Annotated in this window: 27 protein-coding genes; all 27 read left to right on the top strand. The window is 47.4% G+C overall.

The window, feature by feature from the left end; genetic code table 11:
- The first annotated feature begins 48 nt into the window (after positions 1–48).
- Positions 49–264, top strand: coding sequence for a flagellar FlbD family protein (locus BM241_RS00195; RefSeq protein WP_025746594.1), 216 nt, complete (start codon positions 49–51; stop codon positions 262–264).
- A gap of 5 nt (positions 265–269) precedes the next feature.
- A complete protein-coding gene (locus BM241_RS00200; protein WP_025746595.1) occupies positions 270–1,055 on the top strand; it encodes a motility protein A in 786 nt (261 codons plus the stop codon).
- A gap of 1 nt (position 1,056) precedes the next feature.
- On the top strand, positions 1,057–1,851 hold the full coding sequence (locus tag BM241_RS00205) for an OmpA family protein (protein ID WP_092281782.1): 795 nt from the start codon (positions 1,057–1,059) through the stop codon (positions 1,849–1,851).
- 17 nt (positions 1,852–1,868) lie between these two features.
- Positions 1,869–2,312: a flagellar basal body-associated FliL family protein gene (locus BM241_RS00210; protein WP_092281783.1), complete on the top strand. Its 444-nt coding sequence runs from the start codon at positions 1,869–1,871 to the stop codon at positions 2,310–2,312.
- A 21-nt stretch (positions 2,313–2,333) separates the two neighbouring features.
- The gene (gene fliM / locus BM241_RS00215; RefSeq protein ID WP_092281784.1) at positions 2,334–3,326 is read left to right on the top strand and encodes a flagellar motor switch protein FliM; all 993 of its coding nucleotides are present in this window, start codon (positions 2,334–2,336) and stop codon (positions 3,324–3,326) included.
- A 9-nt stretch (positions 3,327–3,335) separates the two neighbouring features.
- Complete coding sequence (gene fliY, locus BM241_RS00220; RefSeq protein ID WP_025746599.1) at positions 3,336–4,436, top strand: flagellar motor switch phosphatase FliY; 1,101 nt, start codon at positions 3,336–3,338, stop codon at positions 4,434–4,436.
- Positions 4,437–4,469: 33 nt separating this feature from the next.
- The gene (locus BM241_RS00225) at positions 4,470–4,832 is read left to right on the top strand and encodes a response regulator (protein WP_025746600.1); all 363 of its coding nucleotides are present in this window, start codon (positions 4,470–4,472) and stop codon (positions 4,830–4,832) included.
- Between the two features lie 7 nt (positions 4,833–4,839).
- Positions 4,840–5,193, top strand: a complete 354-nt coding sequence (locus BM241_RS00230; RefSeq protein ID WP_025746601.1) for a flagellar biosynthetic protein FliO — start codon at positions 4,840–4,842, stop codon at positions 5,191–5,193.
- On the top strand, positions 5,180–5,953 hold the full coding sequence (gene fliP, locus BM241_RS00235; protein WP_035145899.1) for a flagellar type III secretion system pore protein FliP: 774 nt from the start codon (positions 5,180–5,182) through the stop codon (positions 5,951–5,953). The genes BM241_RS00230 and fliP overlap by 14 nt, the downstream gene beginning before the upstream one ends.
- A 14-nt stretch (positions 5,954–5,967) precedes the next feature.
- Positions 5,968–6,240: a flagellar biosynthesis protein FliQ gene (fliQ, locus tag BM241_RS00240; protein WP_025746603.1), complete on the top strand. Its 273-nt coding sequence runs from the start codon at positions 5,968–5,970 to the stop codon at positions 6,238–6,240.
- Positions 6,241–6,247: 7 nt separating this feature from the next.
- The gene (fliR, locus tag BM241_RS00245; protein ID WP_092281785.1) at positions 6,248–7,039 is read left to right on the top strand and encodes a flagellar biosynthetic protein FliR; all 792 of its coding nucleotides are present in this window, start codon (positions 6,248–6,250) and stop codon (positions 7,037–7,039) included.
- Positions 7,036–8,121 (top strand): flagellar biosynthesis protein FlhB, encoded by a 1,086-nt coding sequence (flhB, locus tag BM241_RS00250; protein WP_025746605.1) that lies wholly within the window; start codon positions 7,036–7,038, stop codon positions 8,119–8,121. The genes fliR and flhB overlap by 4 nt, the downstream gene beginning before the upstream one ends.
- A 15-nt stretch (positions 8,122–8,136) precedes the next feature.
- On the top strand, positions 8,137–10,170 hold the full coding sequence (gene flhA, locus BM241_RS00255; protein ID WP_092281786.1) for a flagellar biosynthesis protein FlhA: 2,034 nt from the start codon (positions 8,137–8,139) through the stop codon (positions 10,168–10,170).
- A gap of 4 nt (positions 10,171–10,174) precedes the next feature.
- Complete coding sequence (flhF, locus tag BM241_RS00260) at positions 10,175–11,314, top strand: flagellar biosynthesis GTPase FlhF (protein WP_092281787.1); 1,140 nt, start codon at positions 10,175–10,177, stop codon at positions 11,312–11,314.
- Entirely contained in the window at positions 11,314–12,207 is an 894-nt protein-coding gene (locus BM241_RS00265; protein ID WP_242948210.1) for a MinD/ParA family protein, read from the top strand. Before flhF ends, BM241_RS00265 begins: the two co-directional genes overlap by 1 nt.
- Before the next feature lie 18 nt (positions 12,208–12,225).
- Entirely contained in the window at positions 12,226–12,897 is a 672-nt protein-coding gene (locus BM241_RS00270; RefSeq protein WP_025746609.1) for a flagellar brake protein, read from the top strand.
- An 82-nt stretch (positions 12,898–12,979) separates the two neighbouring features.
- The gene (locus BM241_RS00275) at positions 12,980–14,974 is read left to right on the top strand and encodes a chemotaxis protein CheA (RefSeq protein ID WP_025746610.1); all 1,995 of its coding nucleotides are present in this window, start codon (positions 12,980–12,982) and stop codon (positions 14,972–14,974) included.
- A gap of 10 nt (positions 14,975–14,984) precedes the next feature.
- The gene (locus BM241_RS00280) at positions 14,985–15,434 is read left to right on the top strand and encodes a chemotaxis protein CheW (RefSeq protein WP_084054593.1); all 450 of its coding nucleotides are present in this window, start codon (positions 14,985–14,987) and stop codon (positions 15,432–15,434) included.
- Between the two features lie 24 nt (positions 15,435–15,458).
- Positions 15,459–16,082, top strand: coding sequence for a chemotaxis protein CheC (locus tag BM241_RS00285; RefSeq protein WP_025746612.1), 624 nt, complete (start codon positions 15,459–15,461; stop codon positions 16,080–16,082).
- Complete coding sequence (locus BM241_RS00290) at positions 16,083–16,571, top strand: chemotaxis protein CheD (protein ID WP_025746613.1); 489 nt, start codon at positions 16,083–16,085, stop codon at positions 16,569–16,571.
- Positions 16,572–16,587: 16 nt separating this feature from the next.
- A complete protein-coding gene (locus tag BM241_RS00295) occupies positions 16,588–17,373 on the top strand; it encodes a sigma-70 family RNA polymerase sigma factor (RefSeq protein ID WP_025746614.1) in 786 nt (261 codons plus the stop codon).
- Entirely contained in the window at positions 17,370–19,169 is a 1,800-nt protein-coding gene (locus tag BM241_RS00300; RefSeq protein WP_092281789.1) for a FapA family protein, read from the top strand. Before BM241_RS00295 ends, BM241_RS00300 begins: the two co-directional genes overlap by 4 nt.
- Before the next feature lie 14 nt (positions 19,170–19,183).
- The gene (locus tag BM241_RS00305; RefSeq protein ID WP_025746616.1) at positions 19,184–19,516 is read left to right on the top strand and encodes a hypothetical protein; all 333 of its coding nucleotides are present in this window, start codon (positions 19,184–19,186) and stop codon (positions 19,514–19,516) included.
- 12 nt (positions 19,517–19,528) lie between these two features.
- A complete protein-coding gene (locus BM241_RS00310; protein ID WP_025746617.1) occupies positions 19,529–19,927 on the top strand; it encodes a DUF6115 domain-containing protein in 399 nt (132 codons plus the stop codon).
- Between the two features lie 158 nt (positions 19,928–20,085).
- Complete coding sequence (gene rpsB / locus BM241_RS00315) at positions 20,086–20,793, top strand: 30S ribosomal protein S2 (RefSeq protein WP_025746618.1); 708 nt, start codon at positions 20,086–20,088, stop codon at positions 20,791–20,793.
- Positions 20,794–20,936: 143 nt separating this feature from the next.
- The gene (tsf, locus tag BM241_RS00320) at positions 20,937–21,590 is read left to right on the top strand and encodes a translation elongation factor Ts (RefSeq protein WP_092281790.1); all 654 of its coding nucleotides are present in this window, start codon (positions 20,937–20,939) and stop codon (positions 21,588–21,590) included.
- A 120-nt stretch (positions 21,591–21,710) separates the two neighbouring features.
- Positions 21,711–22,430, top strand: coding sequence for a UMP kinase (gene pyrH, locus BM241_RS00325; RefSeq protein WP_025746620.1), 720 nt, complete (start codon positions 21,711–21,713; stop codon positions 22,428–22,430).

The following is a 22,430-nucleotide window of genomic DNA, read 5'->3' on the forward strand; positions in this document are numbered from 1 at the left end:
GTATCAGCTCCTGGCTGTGAACCCGAGACTTTCAATGGGGGTGTGCTCTTGATAAGGGTAACGCGTTTAAACGGGGAGGAATTCTATATCAATCCCGATTTGATACAGTATATTGAAAAAACCCCTGATACGGTAATAACTCTAACCAACGACAGAAAAGTGGTGGTCAGGGAAGAAATTGAAGAGATCATTGAACGCATTATAGCATTTAAGCAGAGAATTTATGGTTTCACACAAGGGAATGAAAGATTGGCAGGTGAATGAGAAAAATGGATATAGCTACTCTAGCAGGGATTATTGCCGGGGTATCGTTTATTGTAGCGGGGATATTGATGTCAGGAGATCTTGCTAGTTATTATGATGTCCCGTCAATTATGATTACGCTGGGGGGGACATTTGCTGCAACGCTCATATCCTATCCCCTTGATAGCCTTATCGGTATTTTAAAGGTTACCAAACATTTATTTTTTACAAAGACCAAGGACCCCAATGATATAATACGCCAGATTATAGAACTGGCGAATATTGCCAGAAAAGAAGGATTGTTGGCTCTTGAGGAGGCTGCATACCGGCTGGATGAGCCGTTCATGCAAAAGGGAATCCTGCTTATTGTGGATGGCACAGACCCCGAACTGGTTAAAAACATAATGGAGACCGAGCTTACCTTTATGGAAGAACGACACAGCCAGGGACAGGCCATTTTTGAAACTATGGCGTCACTGGCACCAGCGTATGGAATGATTGGAACGCTCATAGGCCTTATTAATATGCTGAAGACTCTAGATGATCCTTCTACGGTAGGGCCAAATATGGCTGTGGCGCTGGTTACTACCTTTTATGGTTCGATACTGGCAAATTTATTGTTTACGCCTATAGCTAATAAACTTAAGTACAGGAGTGCACAGGAGATGCTCTATAAGGAGATCATACTGGAAGGGATACTTTCCATACAGGCGGGGGAAAATCCCAGAATCATTGAAGAAAAGCTTAAAGCATTTCTGGCGCCTAAAGATAGGAAATCTCTGGACAACAATTCGTCTGCGGGTGAGGAATGAAATGAGAGAAAGTCGCAGAGCAAAAAAATCAACGGGTGGGTTTCCTGAATGGTTTGTTACATACTCTGATATGGTAACCCTTTTATTGACGTTTTTTGTAGCGATTTATTCTTTTTCTGTAATCGATATGCAAAAATGGCAGTCCTTGATTGAATCTTTAAGTGGTAATATAGGGGTTCTGGATGGTGGGACAAGCCTTGAGGGCCTGCCTAGGGTTGGTAGTCAAAACTCCCGGATAGATTTAGAACAGTTAAGTGGGGATAAGAACAAAGGAAAGAAAGAAGAACAGAAAAGTGCGGGGCGGGTTGACCCATTTCTAAAACTATATGAAGAGATGGGTGAGTACATAGTACAAAATGAAATTCCTGCACAGCTGGAGCTGTCACCAACCCAAACTGAGATTCTTATTCGCTTTAAGGATTATGTACTGTTTGATGTGGGAAAGGCTGAACTTAAACCTGAGGCCAAGGAAATACTTGATAAGATTGCAAAAATACTGCTCAATTACATTGATCAGATTGATAGAGTGCGTGTTGAAGGACATACCGATACTCAACCAATAAATACGATTTTTTATCCGACCAACTGGGAGCTTTCGGCTGATCGGGCGATAAAGGTGGTAAGATATTTTCAGGAAAAGCATGGTATACCGGGCAATAAGCTGTCGGGTGAAGGCTACGGTGAGTATTATCCCATAGCCCCAAATCAGACTGAAGAGGGCAGGGCCAAAAACAGGAGAGTGGATGTACAGATTGTAAAAGCTATCAAAGCAGACAATATACAAACTATAGAGTAAAGGGGTTAAGTAGCGATATGAATATGAAGAGGTTGTTGGCAATTATTATACCGATGTTTGTGGTTTTGTTCATTGGTATGGGTGTTATATTGTATTTGATACTAAACCAATCGAGCCCAGCAAACGGTGCTCAAAGGGATGACAGGAGCGATTTAAAAAAGGAAGTCGTTGTATTTCATGATGACCAAACCTTTATAACCAATTTAAAAGATAGTGATTCATACTTAAAGGCCGATATATCTATCGAGGTTGAGAGTGAAAAGGACGCGGAGGTTTTAAATAAGAATTTGCACAAGGTAAGGGACAGGATCATATCGATATTGCGAGACATTTCAGAAGACGACATGAAGCGCAGCGATATTCAGGAGATTTTGAAGAATCGTATAAAGCAGGATTTGCAGGAAACCCTGAAGATTGATACAATTATTGGTATATATTTTAATGAGCTTGTGGTGCAGTAAGGGGCAAGGAGGTACGATTTGGTGGCAGAAGTACTATCACAGCAAGAGATTGACGAGCTTTTAAAGGCTTTCATGTCAGGAGAGGTAAACATAAACGATATCAAGGAGCAGACTGAGGAACGAAAGATAAGCGTATACGACTTCAGAAGGCCCAAAAAGTTTGCCAAGGATCAGCTTCGCACCCTGCAGATAATACACGACAACTTTGCGCGGCTTATGGGTTCGTATTTCTCGGGGATTCTGCGTACATACTGCCAGATAGACCTTGTATCGGTAGAACCGCAGACATATGGCGAATTTATCAATTCGCTCCCTGAACCCGTTGTTCTGGGCATCATCGAGTTCAGGCCGCTGAAAGGCTCTATAATACTGGAGTTTTCGCCCAATGTTGTGTACGCCATCATCGACCGTATGCTGGGTGGGCTGGGGGTGGCGCCCGAAAAGGTCAGGGACTTCACCGAGATCGAGATTGTGCTGATCGAGAGAATAATAAAGCAGCTTTTACCCCTAATGAACAACTCCTGGGCTAACATTGTCAATGCCGAGTTTGTGTTGGAGCACATTGAGACAAACGCCCAGTTTGCACAGCTGGTTTCGCCAAACGAGACCATTGCCATAATCACCCTCGATGCGCACATTGGAGACGTCGAGGGAATGATGAATATCTGTATCCCTTACCTGGTGATTGAACCCATCATACAGCAGCTGAGTTCTAAATACTGGTTTTCTACAAAGTTTACTGAAGAGAATGAGCGAAAATCGTATGAGTTACTAGTTTCTCAAATAGAGACAACCGAGGTTGAATTAAGAGCAGTACTCGGGGAAACCAGCATCACTGTCAGAGACCTCATAGAGCTCCAAAAAGGGGATGTGATCAAGCTCGATAAGAAGGTCGATGAGGATATCGCTGTTTATGTTGGCGATGTGAAAAAGTTCTGTGGGATTGTCGGGCTAAGAAAGCACAACTTGGCTGTTCAAATTACCAGTATATGCGAAGAAGGAGGAAATGTTTGAACCATGGACATGAACGATATGCTGTCTCAGGAAGAAATAGACGCTTTGTTGAGGGACCAAGCTATTGTGATGCAACCGTCGCAGCAGCTTACCTCGGCTGAGATTGATGCTTTGGGGGAAATAGGCAACATCAGCATGGGCACAGCTGCAACTACCCTTTCAACCTTAATTGGCAAAAAAGTAGTAATCACCACCCCCGAAGTGACCATAACCACTATCCAGGAGCTTGCTAAGCAATACCCCATTCCTTTCGTAGCCGCAGAAGTGCAGTATACCGAGGGGCTGGAGGGAACAAATATCCTGATAATACAGGAGAAGGATGTCAAAGTCATCACTGATCTGATGATGGGTGGAGACGGTACCAATGTTGAGGGCGAGATTACTGAGTTGCATTTAAGCGCTATAGGTGAAGTGATGAATCAGATGATGGGCTCTGCTTGTACCTCACTGTCAACCATGTTCAATAAGAGCATTTTGATATCGCCGCCCAATACATTTATTATGGACTTCAGTACCGATTTTCCATATACCCTTTTTAAATCTGACCAGCCCATAGTCCGAATCAACTTTAAGATGGTGGTTGAGGGGCTTATTGATAGCTACATAATGCAGCTGTTGCCAATCGACTTTGCAAAGGAGTTGCTGAACAACTTGCTGGGGAGTTATGAGCAGCAATCCGACAATCAGCAATCAAACGATAGTTCTCCCTTGCAGGGCACATCGCAAATCGTACAAGGCCCGACCAGGGCACAGGACGATACGGGCTTTTCCAATACCCCCAAAGCTAAGCCTATTAATGTACAGCCTGTTTCCTTCCAGCCTTTGGAGGAAAAGCCGTCAAGCGAGGGCAAGAACAACCTCGATTTGATACTGGATGTGCCGCTTCAGGTCTCTGTGGAGCTGGGAAGGACGCGTAAGCTGATCAAGGAAATTCTTGAGCTCAGTGCAGGTTCGGTGATTGAGCTGGACAAGATGGCTGGCGAACCGGTTGATGTGCTGGTAAACGGAAAGGTGATCGCAAAAGGCGAAGTGGTTGTAATCGATGACAGCTTTGGTGTCAGGATAACCGATATCATTAACCCTGCCAAAAGGATATCTAGCCTTAAATAAGATAATATTCATAATAAAAAAGGGAGGATGGTTATGGGAAAAAGGATTTTGGTGGTCGATGACGCCGCATTCATGCGCATGATGCTCAAGGATATACTGACCAAAAATGGGTACGAGATAGCAGGGGAGGCTGAAAATGGTTTGAAGGCTGTTGAAAAGTACAAAGAGCTTCAGCCCGATCTGGTAATTATGGATATTACCATGCCCGAGATGGACGGCATCCAGGCGGTTCGGGAGATCAGAAAGATAAATCCAGATGCAAAGATAATGATGTGTTCTGCTATGGGACAGCAGGCCATGGTGATCGAATCAATACAGGCGGGGGCACGGGACTTTGTGGTCAAGCCTTTTCAGGCCGAGAGAGTCATTGAGGCCGTTAAAAAGATCATTGGATGAGTGAAAGATGAATGAGGTACTGCATGCAATAGCTATTTTAATGGCGTTTATAGGCGTGTTGATCCTCGCCTATTTGACAGCGCGGTTTGTCGGTACAAAGTTTGCCGGTTATACAAGCAGCAAATACATAAGGGTGATTGACCGAATCTTTTTGGGAAGGGATAAGTGGGTGTGCATCATACAGGTGGGGAGTAAATACTACGTAGTAGGCATTACTGGACAAAATATGGAATTTTTAGGACAAATATCCGAGCAAGAATTGGTACCGCTTCATCCCGAACAAGGAACCAGTTCTTTTACCAATGTTTTAGGAGATTATCTGAAGAAAAGGTTTAAAGGTGAGGCGAATGGGGATGGCTAAAAAGTGGTTTTTTAGGTTTGTGCTATTTGCCGTACTGATATCTTTATCATCTATTACATATGCCCAAAGGGTTTTTGCTCAGCCCTCTATCCCCATTCCCCGTTTAGAGGTGGAGGCAGCACAATCCCCCCAGGATGTGGTGGATAGTTTAGAGATATTGGGTATACTGACAGTATTGGCATTGGCGCCTTCTATTCTCATCATGATGACGGCGTTTACACGCATAATAATTGTGCTGGCGTTTGTGAGAAATGCCTTGGGAACCCAGCAGACGCCGCCCAACCAAGTTTTGATAGGACTAGCCCTTTTCCTCACTTTTTTTGTGATGGCACCCATTGCCTCCCAGATAAATGACCAGGCCCTTCAACCCTATTTGGAGGGGAGCATAGACCAGCAAACTGCCGCTCAGCGGGCCATGAAGCCTATAAGGGAGTTTATGCTAAGGCAGACGCGGGAGAAGACCCTGCTGTTGTTTTTGGAGCTTTCAGGCCAGGAGCAGCCTGAGACCTACGACGATATTCCCACCCATGTGCTCATACCCGCGTTTATAACCAGCGAGCTTAAGACGGCTTTCCAAATCGGGTTTTTGATATACATACCCTTCATCATCGTGGATATGGTGGTTGCTAGCACGCTTATGTCGATGGGCATGATGATGTTGCCTCCCGTCATGATTTCTTTACCGCTCAAGATCCTGCTGTTCGTAATGGTGGATGGGTGGGACCTGGTCATTAAAAATCTGGTGACGGGGTTCAGATAAGGAGTGGTGGTGCTATGAGCCAGAGGGAGATAATAACGCTGGCACAACAGGCGATATACACGGGTATACTGCTGTCGGCGCCCATGCTGGGGCTGGGCCTGGTGGTGGGGCTTGTTGTGGCCATCTTTCAGGCCATCACGCAAATAAACGAGCATACCCTCGTTTTCATCCCCAAGATTTTGGCGGTGGCTGTGGCCCTCATCATCTTTGGTCCGTGGCTTCTGGAGACCATAGTAAATTTCACGCTGAAGCTTTATAACAGCATAAATACCATATTGGGGTTGTGAACTGGAAATGCTGGGTGTGCTGGGGCAGATCCTTTTGAACTTTGATGCCGTGCTTCTGGTGTTGGCGAGGATATCCGGCATGTTTTTCATGTCGCCAGTGTTTGGGCGGAGGAACGTTCCTGCGATCTTTACTATAGGCTTGATACTGGCGCTAACCTATACTGCAGTTGTTTGCTACCCTGTACATGAGCAGCCGATTGATATAAGCTCGTATACTGAGCTGGCGTTTTATATCATGAAAGAGCTGCTCATAGGCCTCATCATGGGTTACCTGGTGTTGCTGGCCTTTTCTGCCTTTTTGCTGGCAGGACAGCTCATAGATACCCAGATCGGCTTTGGGATTGTGCATGTGTTGGATCCGCACACCAATATTCAGATTCCCCTGGTGGGCAATTTCAACAACGTGCTTGCCATGGTGCTGTTCTTTGCCATGGATGGACACCACACCCTTATTAGATTGTTGGTGTACAGCTTTGAAGCATTGCCTCCGGGGAAGGTAGTGCTGACGGGGGATATAGCAGTCCCGCTGTTCAAAATGTTTGGGGAGTACTTTGTGTTGGGGCTTAAGATGACAGTGCCAGTTATAGCTTCGGCTTTGCTGGTCGAGGCGGTATTCGGCATTCTGGTAAGGGTGATACCGCAGATGAACATATTCGTAATCGGTTTGCCCTCTAAAATACTGGTGGGATTATTGATACTGTTTTTGATGATACCGGCATGCATAAGGGTGATGGATGGCGCATTCAACTCCATGTTTAAAGGGATAAGGAGTATAATACAGGGGCTGAGCCTGCAATGATGCGTATAGATTTGCAGCTTTTTGCCGAGGAAAGGACCGAAAAGGCCACCCCCAAAAAGAGGAGGGAGGCCAGAGAAAGAGGGCAGGTTTTCAAAAGCGTCGAGCTCAATTCGGCTGTAGTCCTCATAGTGGGGATGTTGGCCTTGAAATTTGCTTCTTCGTTTATGCTGGATAAGCTCTATTCGGCGTATAATCGATATCTTCATGCCGATACCGCTCTTGAGCAGCTCTATACATATACCGGCGTTATGGCAATGGCAAGGGAAATCATGGTTACCGTGGCACTTGCGGTGCTGCCGCTGTGCGGGCTGGTCATGCTGGCCGGGCTGGCCATCAACTACTGGCAGGTGGGATTCATATTTACCACCAGGCCAGTGATGCCCAATTTGAGCCGTATAAACCCGCTGGAAGGGCTGAAGAGGATATTTTCAAAGAGGACACTGGTTGAGCTTTTGAAGTCACTGCTGAAGTTGGCCCTAGTGATATTTATTTCCTACAAAGAGTTCATGGCCGATATGGAGTTTCTGGCCCAGCTGGCCAAATGGGACATCAAAAATAGCTTTATCGTTGTGGGTGATATGGTCTTCAATATTGGTATAAAGATGGCCGTGGTATTCCTTGTACTTGCGGTGTTCGATTACTTTTATCAATGGTGGGAGTATGAAAAAAGCCTCAGGATGACAAAACAGGAGCTGAAGGATGAATACAAGGAAGTAGAAGGGCACCCGCTCATCCGCTCGCGGATACGCGAGCGGCAAAGGCAGATTGGGCTGCGCAGAATGATGCAGGAGATACCCAAGGCAGATGTGGTTGTAACCAACCCTGTGCATTTTGCGGTAGCCCTGCGCTATGACCCAAAAGAGCACGACGCCCCTGTGGTGGTGGCCAAAGGACAGGATTATCTTGCATTGAAGATCAAAGAGATTGCTAAAAAGCACGGCGTGTATATCGTTGAAAACAAACCCCTGGCACAGATGCTATATAAATCCACCGAGATAGGACAGGCCATACCACCCGAGCTGTTTCGGGCGGTAGCAGAAGTTCTGGCTTTTGTGTACAGCATGAAAGGGAAACGGATTTGAGGGGGAGGTTTGGGGTTGAAGTTTGCCGACGTCTTCATCGCTTTTATAATCGTAGCCGTCGTTCTTCTCATCATCCTTCCACTGAATGAGGTTATGATGGACATACTCCTCACCATAAACCTTTCGTTGTCGCTGGTTATATTGTTTGTCACCCTTTACATAAAGGAACCGCTGGATTTCGCAGTCTTTCCTTCGGTGCTGCTGATTACCACGCTGTTCCGACTAGCGCTCAACATATCATCGACCAAGCTCATCCTTGGTAAAGGCTCGGCAGGAAGGGTGATCGAAACCTTTGGTAATTTTGTAGTGCAGGGCAACCTGGTAGTGGGGGCTATTGTGTTTTTGATCATCATAATCGTACAGTTTATCGTCATCACAAAAGGGGCCGAGAGGGTAGCAGAAGTTGCGGCGCGCTTCACCCTAGACGCCATGCCTGGGAAGCAGATGGCCATCGACGCTGATTTAAATTCGGGACTGATCGACGAAAACGAGGCTAAAAGGCGCAGGCAGAGGATACAGCAGGAAGCGGATTTTTATGGCGCCATGGACGGTGCCAGCAAGTTTGTCAAAGGTGATGCCATAGTTGGAATTCTCATAACGATTATCAACATAGTCGGTGGTATAATAATTGGTTTGACCAAGATGAGAATGCCTATTGAACAGGTGCTTGAGCGCTACACCATCTTGACAATAGGCGATGGCCTGGTGAGCCAAATTCCCGCTCTGCTCATTTCCACTGCCACTGGTATCATCGTTACCAGGGCTGCTTCTGAATCCAATCTGGGGCGGGACCTGTTCAAACAGATAACCGGTCAGCCCCTCGTGCTTATACTGGCGTCGGTTCTTCTGTTTGTGATGGGATTTTTACCAGGCTTTCCGCGCTGGATACTGTTTATAATGGCGGCTGGCATGGCCTACCTCGGTTATACCCTGCTTCAAGCTTCCAGGGTATCCCTGGCGGCTGCTGGGCAAGAGGCCAGTTCTGAAAGCGTGCTGGAGGAGATGCGAAAGCCCGAAAACGTGATACAGCTTTTAGAAGTCGATCCGCTGGAAGTGGAGTTTGGGTATGGCCTCATACCGCTGGCAGATGTGAACCAGGGTGGGGATTTGCTCGACAGGATCGTCATGATACGAAGGCAGATGGCCCTTGACCTGGGACTCATCGTTCCGGTCATAAGGCTGAGGGACAACATACAGCTTGAACCAAATGAATACGTCATAAAGGTGAAGGGAGTGGAGGTGGCCAGGGGGCATGTATTGCCTGACCACCTGCTTGCCATGGACCCTGGTACCGTCGAGCAGCCCATAGAAGGCATAGACACCGTGGAGCCCGCCTTTGGCCTGCCAGCTAAGTGGATTAAGGAGCACCAAAGGGAAAAGGCAGAGATGCTGGGTTACACGGTGGTTGACCCGCCCTCCGTCATATCGACCCACCTTACAGAGGTCATTAAAAGGCATGGCCATGAGCTGATCAATCGGCAGGATGTTCAGATCCTGCTGGACAACTTAAAGGAGAAGTATCCAGCGCTGGTCGAAGAAGTGGTACCCAAGACTCTAACGCTGGGCGAGGTTCAAAAGGTGCTGGCAAACCTGATAAAGGAGAACGTTCCCATACGGGACATGGTTACCATTTTGGAGACGCTAGCTGATTACGGCAACATCACTAAGGACCCTGATATGCTGACCGAATATGTGCGCCAGGCGCTGTCCCGTACCATAACATTGAGGTTTATACCGGAAAAGAAGGCAAAGGTGCTGACGCTTGCTCCCGAGCTGGAGAAGGCCATAATGGATAGCGTGCAGCAAACCGAGCATGGATCTTATTTGGCTCTAGAGCCCAATAAGACACATGCAATATTTCAAAACCTCACCAAGGAGCTAGAGAAGTTTACTTCCCTGGGGTTGCAGCCCATAGTGCTGACCGCACCGGTTGTGAGGATGTATTTTAAGAAGCTGACCGAGCAGATAGCGCCCGACCTGGTGGTTCTGTCATATAACGAGCTGGACAGCTCGGTCGAGATACAGTCAGTCGGGGTGGTGAGAGCTTAAGTATATGAAGGTGAAGAGGTACATCGGTCATACCACTCAGGAAGCCATGCAGAAAGTTAAGGAGGAAATGGGCAAGGACGCCCTTATACTCAGCACCCGCAAGATACGGCAAAAGGGGATAACTGGCTGGTTTAAAAGGCCACTTATTGAAGTGGTAGCGGCCGTAGATGAGCCAAATAAAGGCAATTTCAACTCTCAAAGGATGATGCCTGCCAGTGTGCTCAATTACGCTTCACCGACAAAAGAGGATGATGCTACCAAGGTTTTGGAAAAGCTAGAGGCTCAGATCTCGAATATGGGGGAACTTTTAAATAAATTGGCCAATGGTTTTAAGGTAATAGAGAACAACGTTGGCCCGGGCATAAAGCGGGAATATGTACCTTATTATGAGATGCTGGTGAATAATGAGGTAAGCGAGGACATCGCAAAGGGCATCATCGAAAAGGCTGCTTTGCTTCATGAGAGAAGCTCTGTTGACTTTGAGCGGTGCTTGAGGCAGGTGCTGTTGGAATACATTGGCCCGTCACGGCCGCTGGAGGTATCCCCTGGCAGGCGTAAAGTCGTTATTTTCGTTGGCCCTACGGGAGTCGGCAAGACCACCTCACTGGCAAAGCTGGCGGCTATATTTTCCATACAGAAGCAGATGAAGGTGGGGCTTATAACCGCTGATACCTACAGGATTGCAGCGGTGGACCAGCTGAAGATATACGCTGAAATCATGGAGATTCCCTTAAGCATCCTCTATTCGCCCAGGGAAATGGTGGCGGCTCTCGAAGAGCACCGGGATAAGGACGTCATATTTGTCGATACGGCCGGCAAGAGCATCAGGGACAGGGCGCAGGAGAAGGAGATACTGGAGCTCATTTCTCTGAGCAAGGCAGATGAGGTTTATCTGGTGTTGAGCTGTAACACCAGCTATTCTGGGTGTTTAAATATAATCAAGAGCTACAGCTTTCTGCCAGATTATAAGCTGCTCTTTACCAAAATGGATGAGGCCTCTAACTATGGGATCATATTAAACTGCCGGTACATCACCGGCAAGCCGCTGTCGTACGTTGCTACCGGCCAGAGCGTGCCCGATGATATCGAAGTGGCAGATCCAAACAAGCTGTTATCCTGCATTATGAAAAGGGTGGAAGTTTGATGGATCAGGCCGAAAGGTTAAGGCAGATTGTGAAGGGCTTAAAAGAAAAGCAGCGTGCCTATGCTCAAAAGGCGCGTATCATAACTGTAACCAGCGGTAAGGGCGGGGTGGGCAAGACCAATTTCACCCTCAACTGCGCTATTGCTTTAAACAGCATGGGATATAGGACCTTGATCATAGATGCTGACTTCGGACTGTCAAACATAGACGTAATGCTGGGGATGATCCCTAAATACAACTTGTTCCACGTAATCACCCATAAAAAGAAGATTGAAGAGGTTATAACCGAGGGCCCCTGCGGTATTAAATTTATAGCAGGGGGGTCGGGCATATGGGAGCTCATCAACCTTTCGACGCAGGATATGGAAATCTTGATGAAGCAGCTTGAGCGGTTGGATGAGCTGGCAGATATAATAATGATCGATACCGGAGCCGGGGTTTCCGAAAGGGTCATTCGGATGATTCTGGCAGCCAACGAAGCCATTGTAATCACCACGCCCGAACCCACATCGGTAACCGATGCATATGCTCTGGTAAAATCGGTGGTAACCATAAAGAAGGATATGAGCTTGAGGCTGGTGGTCAACAGGGCCGAAAGCGCCCAGGAGGCAAGGGACGTGATGGACAAGTTTATCAGGGTAGCTCAAAGGTTCCTGGATATAAAGCTGGAACCTCTGGGGTATATACTGTATGACGATGCAGTGGTGAGGTCCACCAAGCGGCAAAAGCCGTTTGTGCTGGAATATCCAAGAAGCCATGCATCCAGGCAGGTGTATAGCATGGCCCAGGCCATAGCGGCAGGAGGATTACAGGCTGATGACAGGGCGCAGGGGCTTAAAGGGTATGTAAACCAGCTTCTTAAGCTGTTCAATTCTAAACGAAAGGCGCTTTAGGAGGATGGTAAAGACGTCATGCTTGTAAAGGAGATCATAAACATCGGCGAGAAGATCGAGGTGGTGGTACAGGACGGGTTGAATGCCGATGAAAAAGCCTGCTTCAGCATGGTGCAGGATATTCCCCAGGAGGATGAAATCGTGATCACTATGCCAATGCTAAAAGGGGAACCAGTTGTGCTGAGTATGGGACAAAGGGTGAGGGTAAACTTCTTCCGCGAGCGGGGTCAGTTCTATTTTGATGCGGAGGTGGTCGATCGTCAACGGACCGATACAGTGCACCTTATACGTCTCAAGCAAACCTCACCGATACACAGGCTTCAGAGGCGCAGCTTTTACAGGTTGAAGATAAATCTGTCTGTGCTCTTTCGGGTGGTTGAGCAGGATTTCACATATGATAAGCCGTGTTATATTAAAGCCCATACCATAGATATAAGCGGCGGTGGAATACGGCTTTTGACTGATGAGAAGCTTGAGCCCGGTCAGCAGGTGGAATGCCAAATCCCCATTGGGGAGAGAGACAACCTGGAGTTAAAAGGCGTGGTGGTGAGGGTTGTTCCCTGTGTGGAGGGTAACTACAAATTTGAAGTGGGGATTAAATTTGTCGATATTTTGGAAGCCGAGCGAGACAGGCTGATTCAATTCATATTTCAGCAGCAGCGCAAGTTAAGGGCTAAAGGGCTCATATAGTCTTATTGAAGGTATTGCCGTAAAAGTGTGCACTCAGTGGTAAGGCCTTGTGCAAAGCAAAGGAATTGGGGGTGTAAATTCAATGGATAACGCGCAGTATATGGAGTTATTCATAGAGGAGAGCAAGGAGCATCTTCAAAACCTGAATAACAACCTTCTTGTGCTGGAGCAGCAGCCAGATAATACGGAAGTGATAAACGAGATATTTCGATCGGCCCATACATTGAAGGGCATGGCTGGCAGCATGGGTTTTAAGACCATGGCAGACCTGGCCCACGGCATGGAAAACGTGCTGGACAGAATTAGAAAGGGTAATATGAGCGTCAATGGGGATATCATGGATGCGCTGTTTGAGGCTTTGGATATCCTTGAAGGACTGCTTCAGGACATTGTACAGAGGGGCATGGAAAACCCGCTGGACATAAGTGATATAAAGGCAAAACTTCAAGGCTTTGTAGATGGTACAGATAGCAAGGATTCAGGCCAAAGCGCACGCAAACCCGATAAAGAAGGCTTGTCCCTCGACGAGCATCATTTTCATGTGATAGACGAGGCTGTGAAAAACGGGTTTACGCCTTATTACATAGAGGTAAAGCTCAAAGAGTCCTGCCTCATGAAGGCAGCCCGGGCGTACATAGTCTTTAAAGCCATCGAAAACTTTGGCCATATAATTCATTCCCATCCGTCGGCTCAGGACATCGAGGAGGAAAAGTTTGGTCTATCTTTCTCTGTGGTGGCGGTATGCAAAGCCGAGCTTGATACCATAAAGAAAGAGTTGGACAGCATTTCAGAGATAGAAAGCATCGACATAAGGGAGATTCAGCCAGATGACATAAAAAGCCGTAACCAGAGCGAGAACCGGAAACCTCAACCGCAGGGTACAGACAGGGCGGCTACACTAGAAATAAAGGACAGGCTATCCAAAGCGACCGGCAGGAGCATAAGGGTTGACATCGAAAGGCTGGACAGGCTTATGAACCTGGTCAGCGAGCTGATCATCATTAAAAACCGCATCCAGGACATGCAACAGTATGACAATACAGCGGCAATGGCTGAGTCGGTTGAGTATCTGGGCCGGGTGACCAGCGAGCTTCATGATGCTGTTATGAAGGTAAGGATGATTCCCATACAGACCGTGTTTGAGCGTTTCCCCAGAACGGTTCGTGACCTGTCCAGGAGTACGGGTAAGGAAGTTAAGCTCAACATATTGGGAGCCGAAACCGAGGTTGACCGGACCATCATCGATGAAATCGGGGAACCGCTTATACACCTTATCAGAAATGCCATTGACCACGGTATAGAGCCTCCTCAAGAGCGCGCAGCTCTTGGCAAGCCTCCTGTTGGGACTGTCGAGCTGAAAGCCTATCATGATGGAGATAACGTGGTGATAGAGGTCAGCGACGACGGGAGAGGTATAGATATAGATAAGGTTTTAAAGCATGCTATACAGCAAAATCTAGTATCCCGCGAGGAAGCTGAAAGCTTAAGCCAGCAGGAGATATTGCAGTTTATATTTGAACCCGGGTTCAGCACGGCAGAAAAGGTGACCGATATCTCGGGGCGGGGCGTTGGAATGGATGTGGTCAAAACCAAAATCGAGTCCATGGGCGGTGTGATTGACATAGACAGCCGGCCGCGGCAGGGAACAAGGTTTATAATACGTTTGCCGCTTACCCTGTCCATCATCCAGGCTTTGCTTGTCTCTATGGGGCAGGAGGTTTATGCAATACCCATAGGTTCCATCAAAGAGATATTGAAAGTGCCGGCCGGGGCTATAAAGCTGGTGCGCCAAAAAGAATTCATCGATTATCGTGGTTTGCTGACACCCTTCATTCGACTGGCAAAGGTACTTGAATGCCCTGATGAGCAGGTTGAATCGGGAGAGCTGGTCACCGTGGTGATAGTGAAGAAAGGAGAGAGGCTGGCCGCGCTGTCTGTGGGTGAGCTGATAGGTCAACAGGAAATAGTGATTAAACCGCTGGGCAAAGCGCTGTCCAAAATAAAGATTGTGTCAGGGGCCACCATCTTGGGGGATGGACGGGTGGCGCTCATCCTGGATGTAAACCATCTGATTTGAAGAGGGGGTTATGAAGTTGCCTAAAAGCAGCGAGCTTAAGCAATACATAGTTTTTGAGATAGATGAGGAGATATATGCCGTAGATGTGCTGTTTGTGGAGTCGATAGAGAGGATGGCCCAGATAACCAGGGTTCCACACAGCCCCTATGAGGTGTTGGGGGTTATCAACTTGAGGGGCGATGTGATACCGGTGATGAGCGCAAGGCGAGTGCTGGGCTATGAAGAAATACCTCTTACCGACGCGACGCGGGTGGCAATAGTTCGGCACAACGAGTACCGGATAGGGATGATAGTTGACCGGGTAACCGAAATCTTGAACGTACCCAATGATAAGGTACAATGGGGTGTGGAAGCTCTAGATGGAAAAAGAAAAGGGGTCATCTCTGGGCTTATAAACCTTGGAGATAAGCCTGTTATGGTGATGGATATACCCCGTACATTGGAATTGCTGTTAAACTGAAAGGAGAGCAGGGGTGCAATATCAATGTCATTTTCTTTTGATAACTTGAGTTCTCTACATCTGGACATATTGAAGGAAATAGGCACAATCGGTGCAGGTAATGCCGCTACCTCCCTTTCAAAAATGCTCGACAGGCGAATCGACATGAACGTTCCCGAGGTAAAGATAGCCGAATTTAAAGATGTGGAAGACATAATGGGCGGGGCAGAAACTCCGGTGGTGGGCATATATCTGGAGTTCAGCGGCGATATATGCGGCACTGTTCTATTGGTGCTGGATGTTATCTCGGCCAAACATATTACTGCCTTGTTGCTGGGAAATGCTTGCAGTGATGGCTTAAAAAGGGATTTTTCGGAGATTGAAATATCGGCTCTGGAGGAGCTTGGAAACATACTCACGGCTGCCTATCTGGGAGCCATATCGTCGTTTACTGGGCTTACTATAAAGCCGTCCGTTCCGTATTTCGCGTGCGATATGCTGGGGGCCATACTCAGTGTTCCCATGATTAAATTTGGTCAGACCAGCGATAAGGCTATGTTTATCGAGACCGACCTTATAAACGGAACTGAACGGTTCAGAAGCCATTTTATAGTTATACCTGATATGGAATCTTTTCCCCTTATTCTAAAGGCTTTAGGGGTTGTGTAAATGGACAGGATAGTCAAGGTTGGCATGGCTGATTTAAAGGTTATTGTAGGGGACGGTATTCTCATTACTCTGGGTTTGGGCTCGTGCGTGGGAATTGCGCTATATGACAAGACCACCAAGACGGCCGGGCTTGCTCATATAATGCTGCCTTCAAGCAAGCTCATAAAGAACAATCAAAACAAGGCCAAGTTTGTCGATACAGCGGTTGAGTACCTTCTTGAACTAATGATGAAGATGGATGCTCAAAGGAAGTGTATAACCGCAAAAATCGCGGGAGGGGCTCAGATGTTTTCGTTTAAAGGAAATGCCAGCGAGATTTTGAATATCGGTGAGAGGAACGTGCAAGCCACCATTGATGTGTTACGGCAGCACAATATACCCATTATTGCCCAGGATACCGGTGGCAACTACGGTAGGACCATCGAGCTTCACGCAAAAAACGGCATTTTGGTGGTCAAAACTATCGGTCACGGCGTAAAGATATTATAAAGATGAGGAGAGGGATATGTCTAAAAGGGCGACTGCGACCGATCTCCAAAATCTGTGGACCGACTATAAAAAGCACAACAAAATAGAATCGAGGAATGAACTCATACTCAAATACAGCTATCTGGTAAAGCGTGTGGTCTCCAGGCTGATCCATACAAATCTCTCTAATCCTTCCTTGGATATGGAAGATCTGTTGAGCTACGGAATCCTTGGGCTGATCGATGCGATTGAAAAGTATGATCCGACAAGAAACGTTAAGTTTGAGACCTATGCGACATTTAGAATAAAGGGTGCTATCATAGATCAGCTGCGCAAACAGGATTGGGTGCCTCGTTCGCTACGCACAAAGACCAAGCAGCTCAGCGAGGCAATTCATGCGGTTGAAAAAGAGTTGGGTAGGTCCGCAAGCGATCAGGAGATAGCCCAGACCCTAGGGGTCTCGGTTGAGGAGCTTAGAAGGACGATGGTAGAGGTGCACTCTTTTGCTGTGGTGTCGCTGGAAGAACAGCTCTATGAGGTTGCCAATTCTCTGACAGTTTCCAGCCAATATGGCGATCCCGAGCATGCGGTGCAGGTAAATGAACTCAAGCGCTATCTGGCAAAAGCCATCGATGAACTGCCTGAAAGGGAAAGAATGGTCATAAGCCTGTATTATTTCGAAGAGCTAACGCTGAAGGAGATTGGTATGGTCCTTGGCATTTCAGAGTCAAGGGTTTCGCAGCTTCATACCAGGGCGTTGCTTAAGCTTAAAAATAAGCTCAGCAGGCTCAAGAACGATTTATTGGAAGGAGAATTGGCATGAGACGGGAGGTCATAGTGGAGGGGAGCACCTATAACGCTGCCCTAGAAAGAGGCCTCAAGGCTCTTGGTACAGAACCGGGAAAGGCAAAGGTTGAGGTCATTCAGGAAGGCAAAACCATGATGGGGATAGTGGTCAAGCCGTACAAGCTGCTGCTTTATGTAGAGGAGGAAAGCCAGCAGGCGGAGGAGAGTCAGGGCAAACGTCCCCCTCAAAGCTTTGCTTTGGAATACAAAGAAGACGGGGTATACCTTACGGTGTTCATTCCCCCTTCAAAGTTTACAAAATCGGACGAAGAGACCATTATGCATCATTTGAGGAGAAAAAGGATCGAGGGGTTAAAGGCCGATGCCGTGGCCCAGGCCATGTATATAAATCCCGGCCGCCCTGTTAAGATTGCAGAACCACAGCCCGAGTTACCGGTGGACGAAGAGGTGTTTGTGTATATATCGCAGGATGGGATGCAGGCCACCATCATGCTGTTGCCGCCCGAGGGCGGAAGGTTGCTGACGTATCAGGATGTGGTGCAGGCTTTGAAGGATAAGGGGGTGGTGTACGGCATCGACGAGGATGCCATACGCCAGGCACTGAACAGCCGCAGGTACGGTCAAGAGGTAATCGTTGCTCGGGGGCAGCCGCCTCAGGATGGAGAGGATGCCAGGCTTACGTATCATTTTAATCCGGAAAAGAAATCAAAGCCTGAAATCAGGGAAGATGGGACAGTCAATTATCATTCGTTGGACAATATCGAAAATGTGGCCAAGGGCCAGGTACTGGTGACGCTGACTCCTCCCACGCCGGGTGTTGACGGAAAGACGGTGCGGGGAACTACAGTGCCCGCAAAACCCGGGAAACCTTTAGCTTTACCTGCAGGCAAGAATGTCGTGGTCTCGGACGACGGGTTAAAGCTTCTGGCAGCCATCGATGGAAAGGTGGAGATGATAGGCGGCAGAGTGCATGTGTACAGCGTGCACGAGGTTAAAAACAATGTGGACAACTCCACAGGTAATATAAATTTTGTGGGTAGCGTCATCATACACGGGAACGTTCTGTCGGGGTTTGAGGTGAGAGCCGGGGGCAGTATAGAAGTAAGAGGTGTGGTGGAAGGGGCAACGCTGATTGCAGAAGGAAATGTTGTGTTGAGGAAGGGTTTGCAGGGAATGAAGAAGGGGGTAATTCGGGCAGGAGGCAGTGTGACGGCGCGCTTTATAGAAAACGGTAACGTGTATGCCAAAGGAGATGTTACCGCTGGGGTAATAATGCACAGCAATGTCGTCAGCGGGCAGTATGTCAGGCTGATAGGCAAACGTGCGTTGATAGTAGGTGGCAGGGTGCACGCGGTTTTGGGTATATCAGCTTCTACGATAGGTTCGCCCATGGCCACCGCTACTATTCTGGAGGTGGGAGTAAGTCCCGAAATCAGGCAGGAATATGAAGAACTCAAGGGAGAGCTGCAGAGGTTGGAAAAAGAGCAGCAGAAGGTCGAACAGGTGCTGGCGGTCTTAAGCAAAATGGAATCAAGCGGTAGATTGCCTCCGGATAAGCTGATCATCAAGCAAAAAGCGCTGAGGGTGAGAAATGAGTACAGCGTAAAGATCCCGACTATTAAGGCGCGGCTTTTTGAGCTGGAAGAGGCGTTTTTAAGGGGTGCACAGGGCAAGGTTCATGTGAAAAAAGTAGTGTACCCCGGCGTGTCTATAACCATCGGCCAGTCAACCCTTAACATAAAGGACCCCATTAAATACGTGACCTTTTTGCGGGATGAAGGGGAAATACGCTTTGTTACATATGAAGGGTGAGAGGAGAGAGGCCCGTGTCGGTGCGACCGATAGACATTCAAATGAGCATACAAAGGGCAAACGAATACACAAAAGAGGCCGACTTTCAAAACCAGAAGGTCAACATACATCAGTTTACCAATACCCGAGAGTTTCAACAGGTCATCGATAGCGCCCAGCGGCAGGTGGTACCAACTGGACATGTATATCATAAAAGGATTGACAAGGAACATGACAGACGTCAGCGCCATTCCAGGTACACCAGATCTGATCCGGTTAAAGATAAAAAATGCAATGGAACTGCTTCAAGCAATAAGGTTGAGATAAAGGAGAGCGATAAAGGGCTCAGTATCGACATCAGAATCTAAAGGGGGAATAATATGAGCGAGGGTTTGATGTTCCTTCTCGCGGGCATACTGTTCTTGTTTGTAATATTCTGGCAAACGAGAAAGGACAGGTTATACCTTTTTGAGCTGGAAAAGCGGTTAGAAGAGAAGGAGAAAAGGCTGTATGAATTGTATCAGGCTGTGGAGGACATACTTCACAGTGCCTTTCCTGAAGTGGTAAGTTCGCTGCCTGGCAACGAGGGTTTAAAATCTGTGGGTCAGCCACGAAATTCAAACGAAAGTTTAAGACAAAATATTGGTGGAGGTTATAACGACAAGCGCAAGGCTGTCATACTCATGCACAAGAGCGGTAGCACGGAGGAGGAAATAGCCAGGAAGCTAGGTATTGGGAAAGGAGAGGTAAAGCTGATTTTGGGGCTTAAGGAGAATTGAGATTCCACGAAATTTGTTGTTGAATTGAAAAACGGCTTATGCTATACTACTAAAGGTGGAGAAATACACACTCTTCCTGATCAATTGGCTGGTGCCAGGAAGCTGGTTGTCAATTGAGATGAGGGAGGGGGAGGCATAACTTTGAGGAGGTGAAAGTCATGGCAGTTATCAATATGAAGCAGCTCTTGGAAGCAGGTGTTCACTTTGGGCATCAAACCCGGCGCTGGAATCCCAAGATGGCTCCATACATCTTCACCGAGAGGAATGGCATATATATCCTGGACCTGCAGAAGACCGTCAAGATGCTGGAGCAGGCCTATAACTTCGTTCGTGAGGTGGCTGCTGAAGGCAAAGGCGTGTTGTTTGTGGGCACCAAAAAGCAGGCCCAGGAGTCTATTGAGACCGAAGCCAAAAGGTGTGGCATGTTCTACGTAAACCACAGGTGGCTGGGCGGTATGTTGACCAATTTCACAACCATCAGCCAGAGGATAAGGCGCCTTAAAGAGCTTGAGGAGATGGAAGCCAACGGGATGTTTGATGTGCTGCCCAAAAAAGAGGTTATAAAACTTCGTGCAGAAAAGGAGAAGCTGGAGAAGAATTTGGGCGGCATCAAAGAAATGAGGGAGCTGCCGGGTGCTGTATTCATCGTGGACCCTAAAAAGGAACACATTGCGGTGAGAGAGGCCAGGATTTTGGGCATTCCTATTGTGGCTATAGTGGACACCAACTGTGACCCTGACGAGATAGACTATGTAATTCCTGGCAACGATGATGCCATAAGGGCCATCAAATTGATAACATCTAAGATAGCCGATGCCGTTCTTGAAGGACGTCAGGGCGAACAATTTACTGCTCAGGAGGAATAAAAGGGGAAGAGAAGGGTTGACCGTTATCTTTCCCTTTCTTTTCGATGGCTTACATAGAAGTTTGGGGGTTTGAGTAAAGAAGCGTTTTGCTCCTATGGAGAGACAGGGCAAAGCTACACTACATAAGAAATGGAGGAGTTAGTATGGCTATAACTGCTTCGATGGTAAAAGAGTTGAGAGAACGAACCGGATGTGGAATGATGGACTGCAAGAAGGCATTGCAGGACGCAAACGGCGATATGGAGAAGGCTATTGAGTTGCTCCGTGAAAGGGGCCTTGCGGCAGCTGCTAAAAAGACGGGGCGTATTGCTGCTGAAGGCTTGGTGGATGCGTATATACATTTTGGAGGAAGGATCGGCGTACTGGTCGAGGTAAATTGCGAGACCGATTTTGTGGCAAAGACTGACGAGTTTAAAACTTTTGTGCGCGACATTGCAATGCATATAGCAGCGTCCAATCCACAATACCTGTCGAGGGAAGAAGTGCCACAGGAAGTAATAGAGAAGGAAAAGGAGATATTGAGAGCTCAGGCTTTAAATGAGGGTAAGCCAGAAAAGGTTATCGATAAAATAGTAGAGGGCAGGATCAGCAAATTCTACAAAGAGGTATGCCTTTTGGAGCAGCCTTTTGTGAAAGATCCTGATAAGACCGTTCAGGACCTGGTTATGGAGATGATATCCAAGCTGGGCGAGAATATCAGGATTCGACGGTTTGTAAGGTTTGAATTAGGCGAAGGCCTTCAAAAGCGGGAAGACAATTTCGCAGAAGAGGTCGCAAAACAGATGAAGGGCGATTAAAAAAGAGAACACATACGTGTTCTCTTTTTTTGGGAAAAATTAATTTAAATTTTGTTATGCCAAAAAAGAGGATATGTCGCTTGAGTGTAGAATTATATTAAAAGATGGAGGTACTCTTTAATGGAAAAGCCGATATTCAAAAGGATCGTTCTAAAGATAAGCGGAGAGGCATTGGCCGGTAAAAAAGGGTTTGGAATTGACCGGGAAGTTTTGAATCTGATCGCTGATCAGGTAATAGAGGTACAAAAGATGGGGGTAGAGGTGGCTATCGTGGTCGGTGGAGGCAACATATGGAGAGGCAGAGACGGCGTAGGCATGGACAGGACAACAGCCGACCACATGGGGATGTTGGCAACAGTAATAAACGCACTGGCGCTTCAAGACGTGCTGGAGAGCAAGAATGTACAGACCAGGGTTCAGACGGCCATTGAGATGAGGCAGATAGCTGAGCCATATATACGTCGGAGGGCAATAAGGCATTTGGAAAAGGGCAGGATAGTGATATTTGCCTGCGGTACTGGCAACCCTTACTTTTCTACCGATACTACCGCCGCTCTCAGGGCAGCTGAGATAGAAGCCGAAGTCATACTGCTGGCCAAGAACGTCGATGGAGTGTACGATGACGACCCCAAAAAGAATCCAAATGCAAAGAAGATCGACGAGATCTGCTACATCGATGTGCTGAATCAAGGGCTGGGCGTTATGGATACCACAGCTATCTCGCTGTGCATGGATAACAAAATCCCGATTATAGTATTTGGACTGGAAAACCAGGAAAACATAAAAGCTGCCGTTTTGGGCAAGAAAGTAGGTACAATAATAGGTGAGTTGAGGAGGTAG

The sequence above is a fragment of the Caldicoprobacter faecalis genome, assembly GCF_900115765.1.
Lineage (GTDB): Bacteria > Bacillota > Clostridia > Caldicoprobacterales > Caldicoprobacteraceae > Caldicoprobacter > Caldicoprobacter oshimai.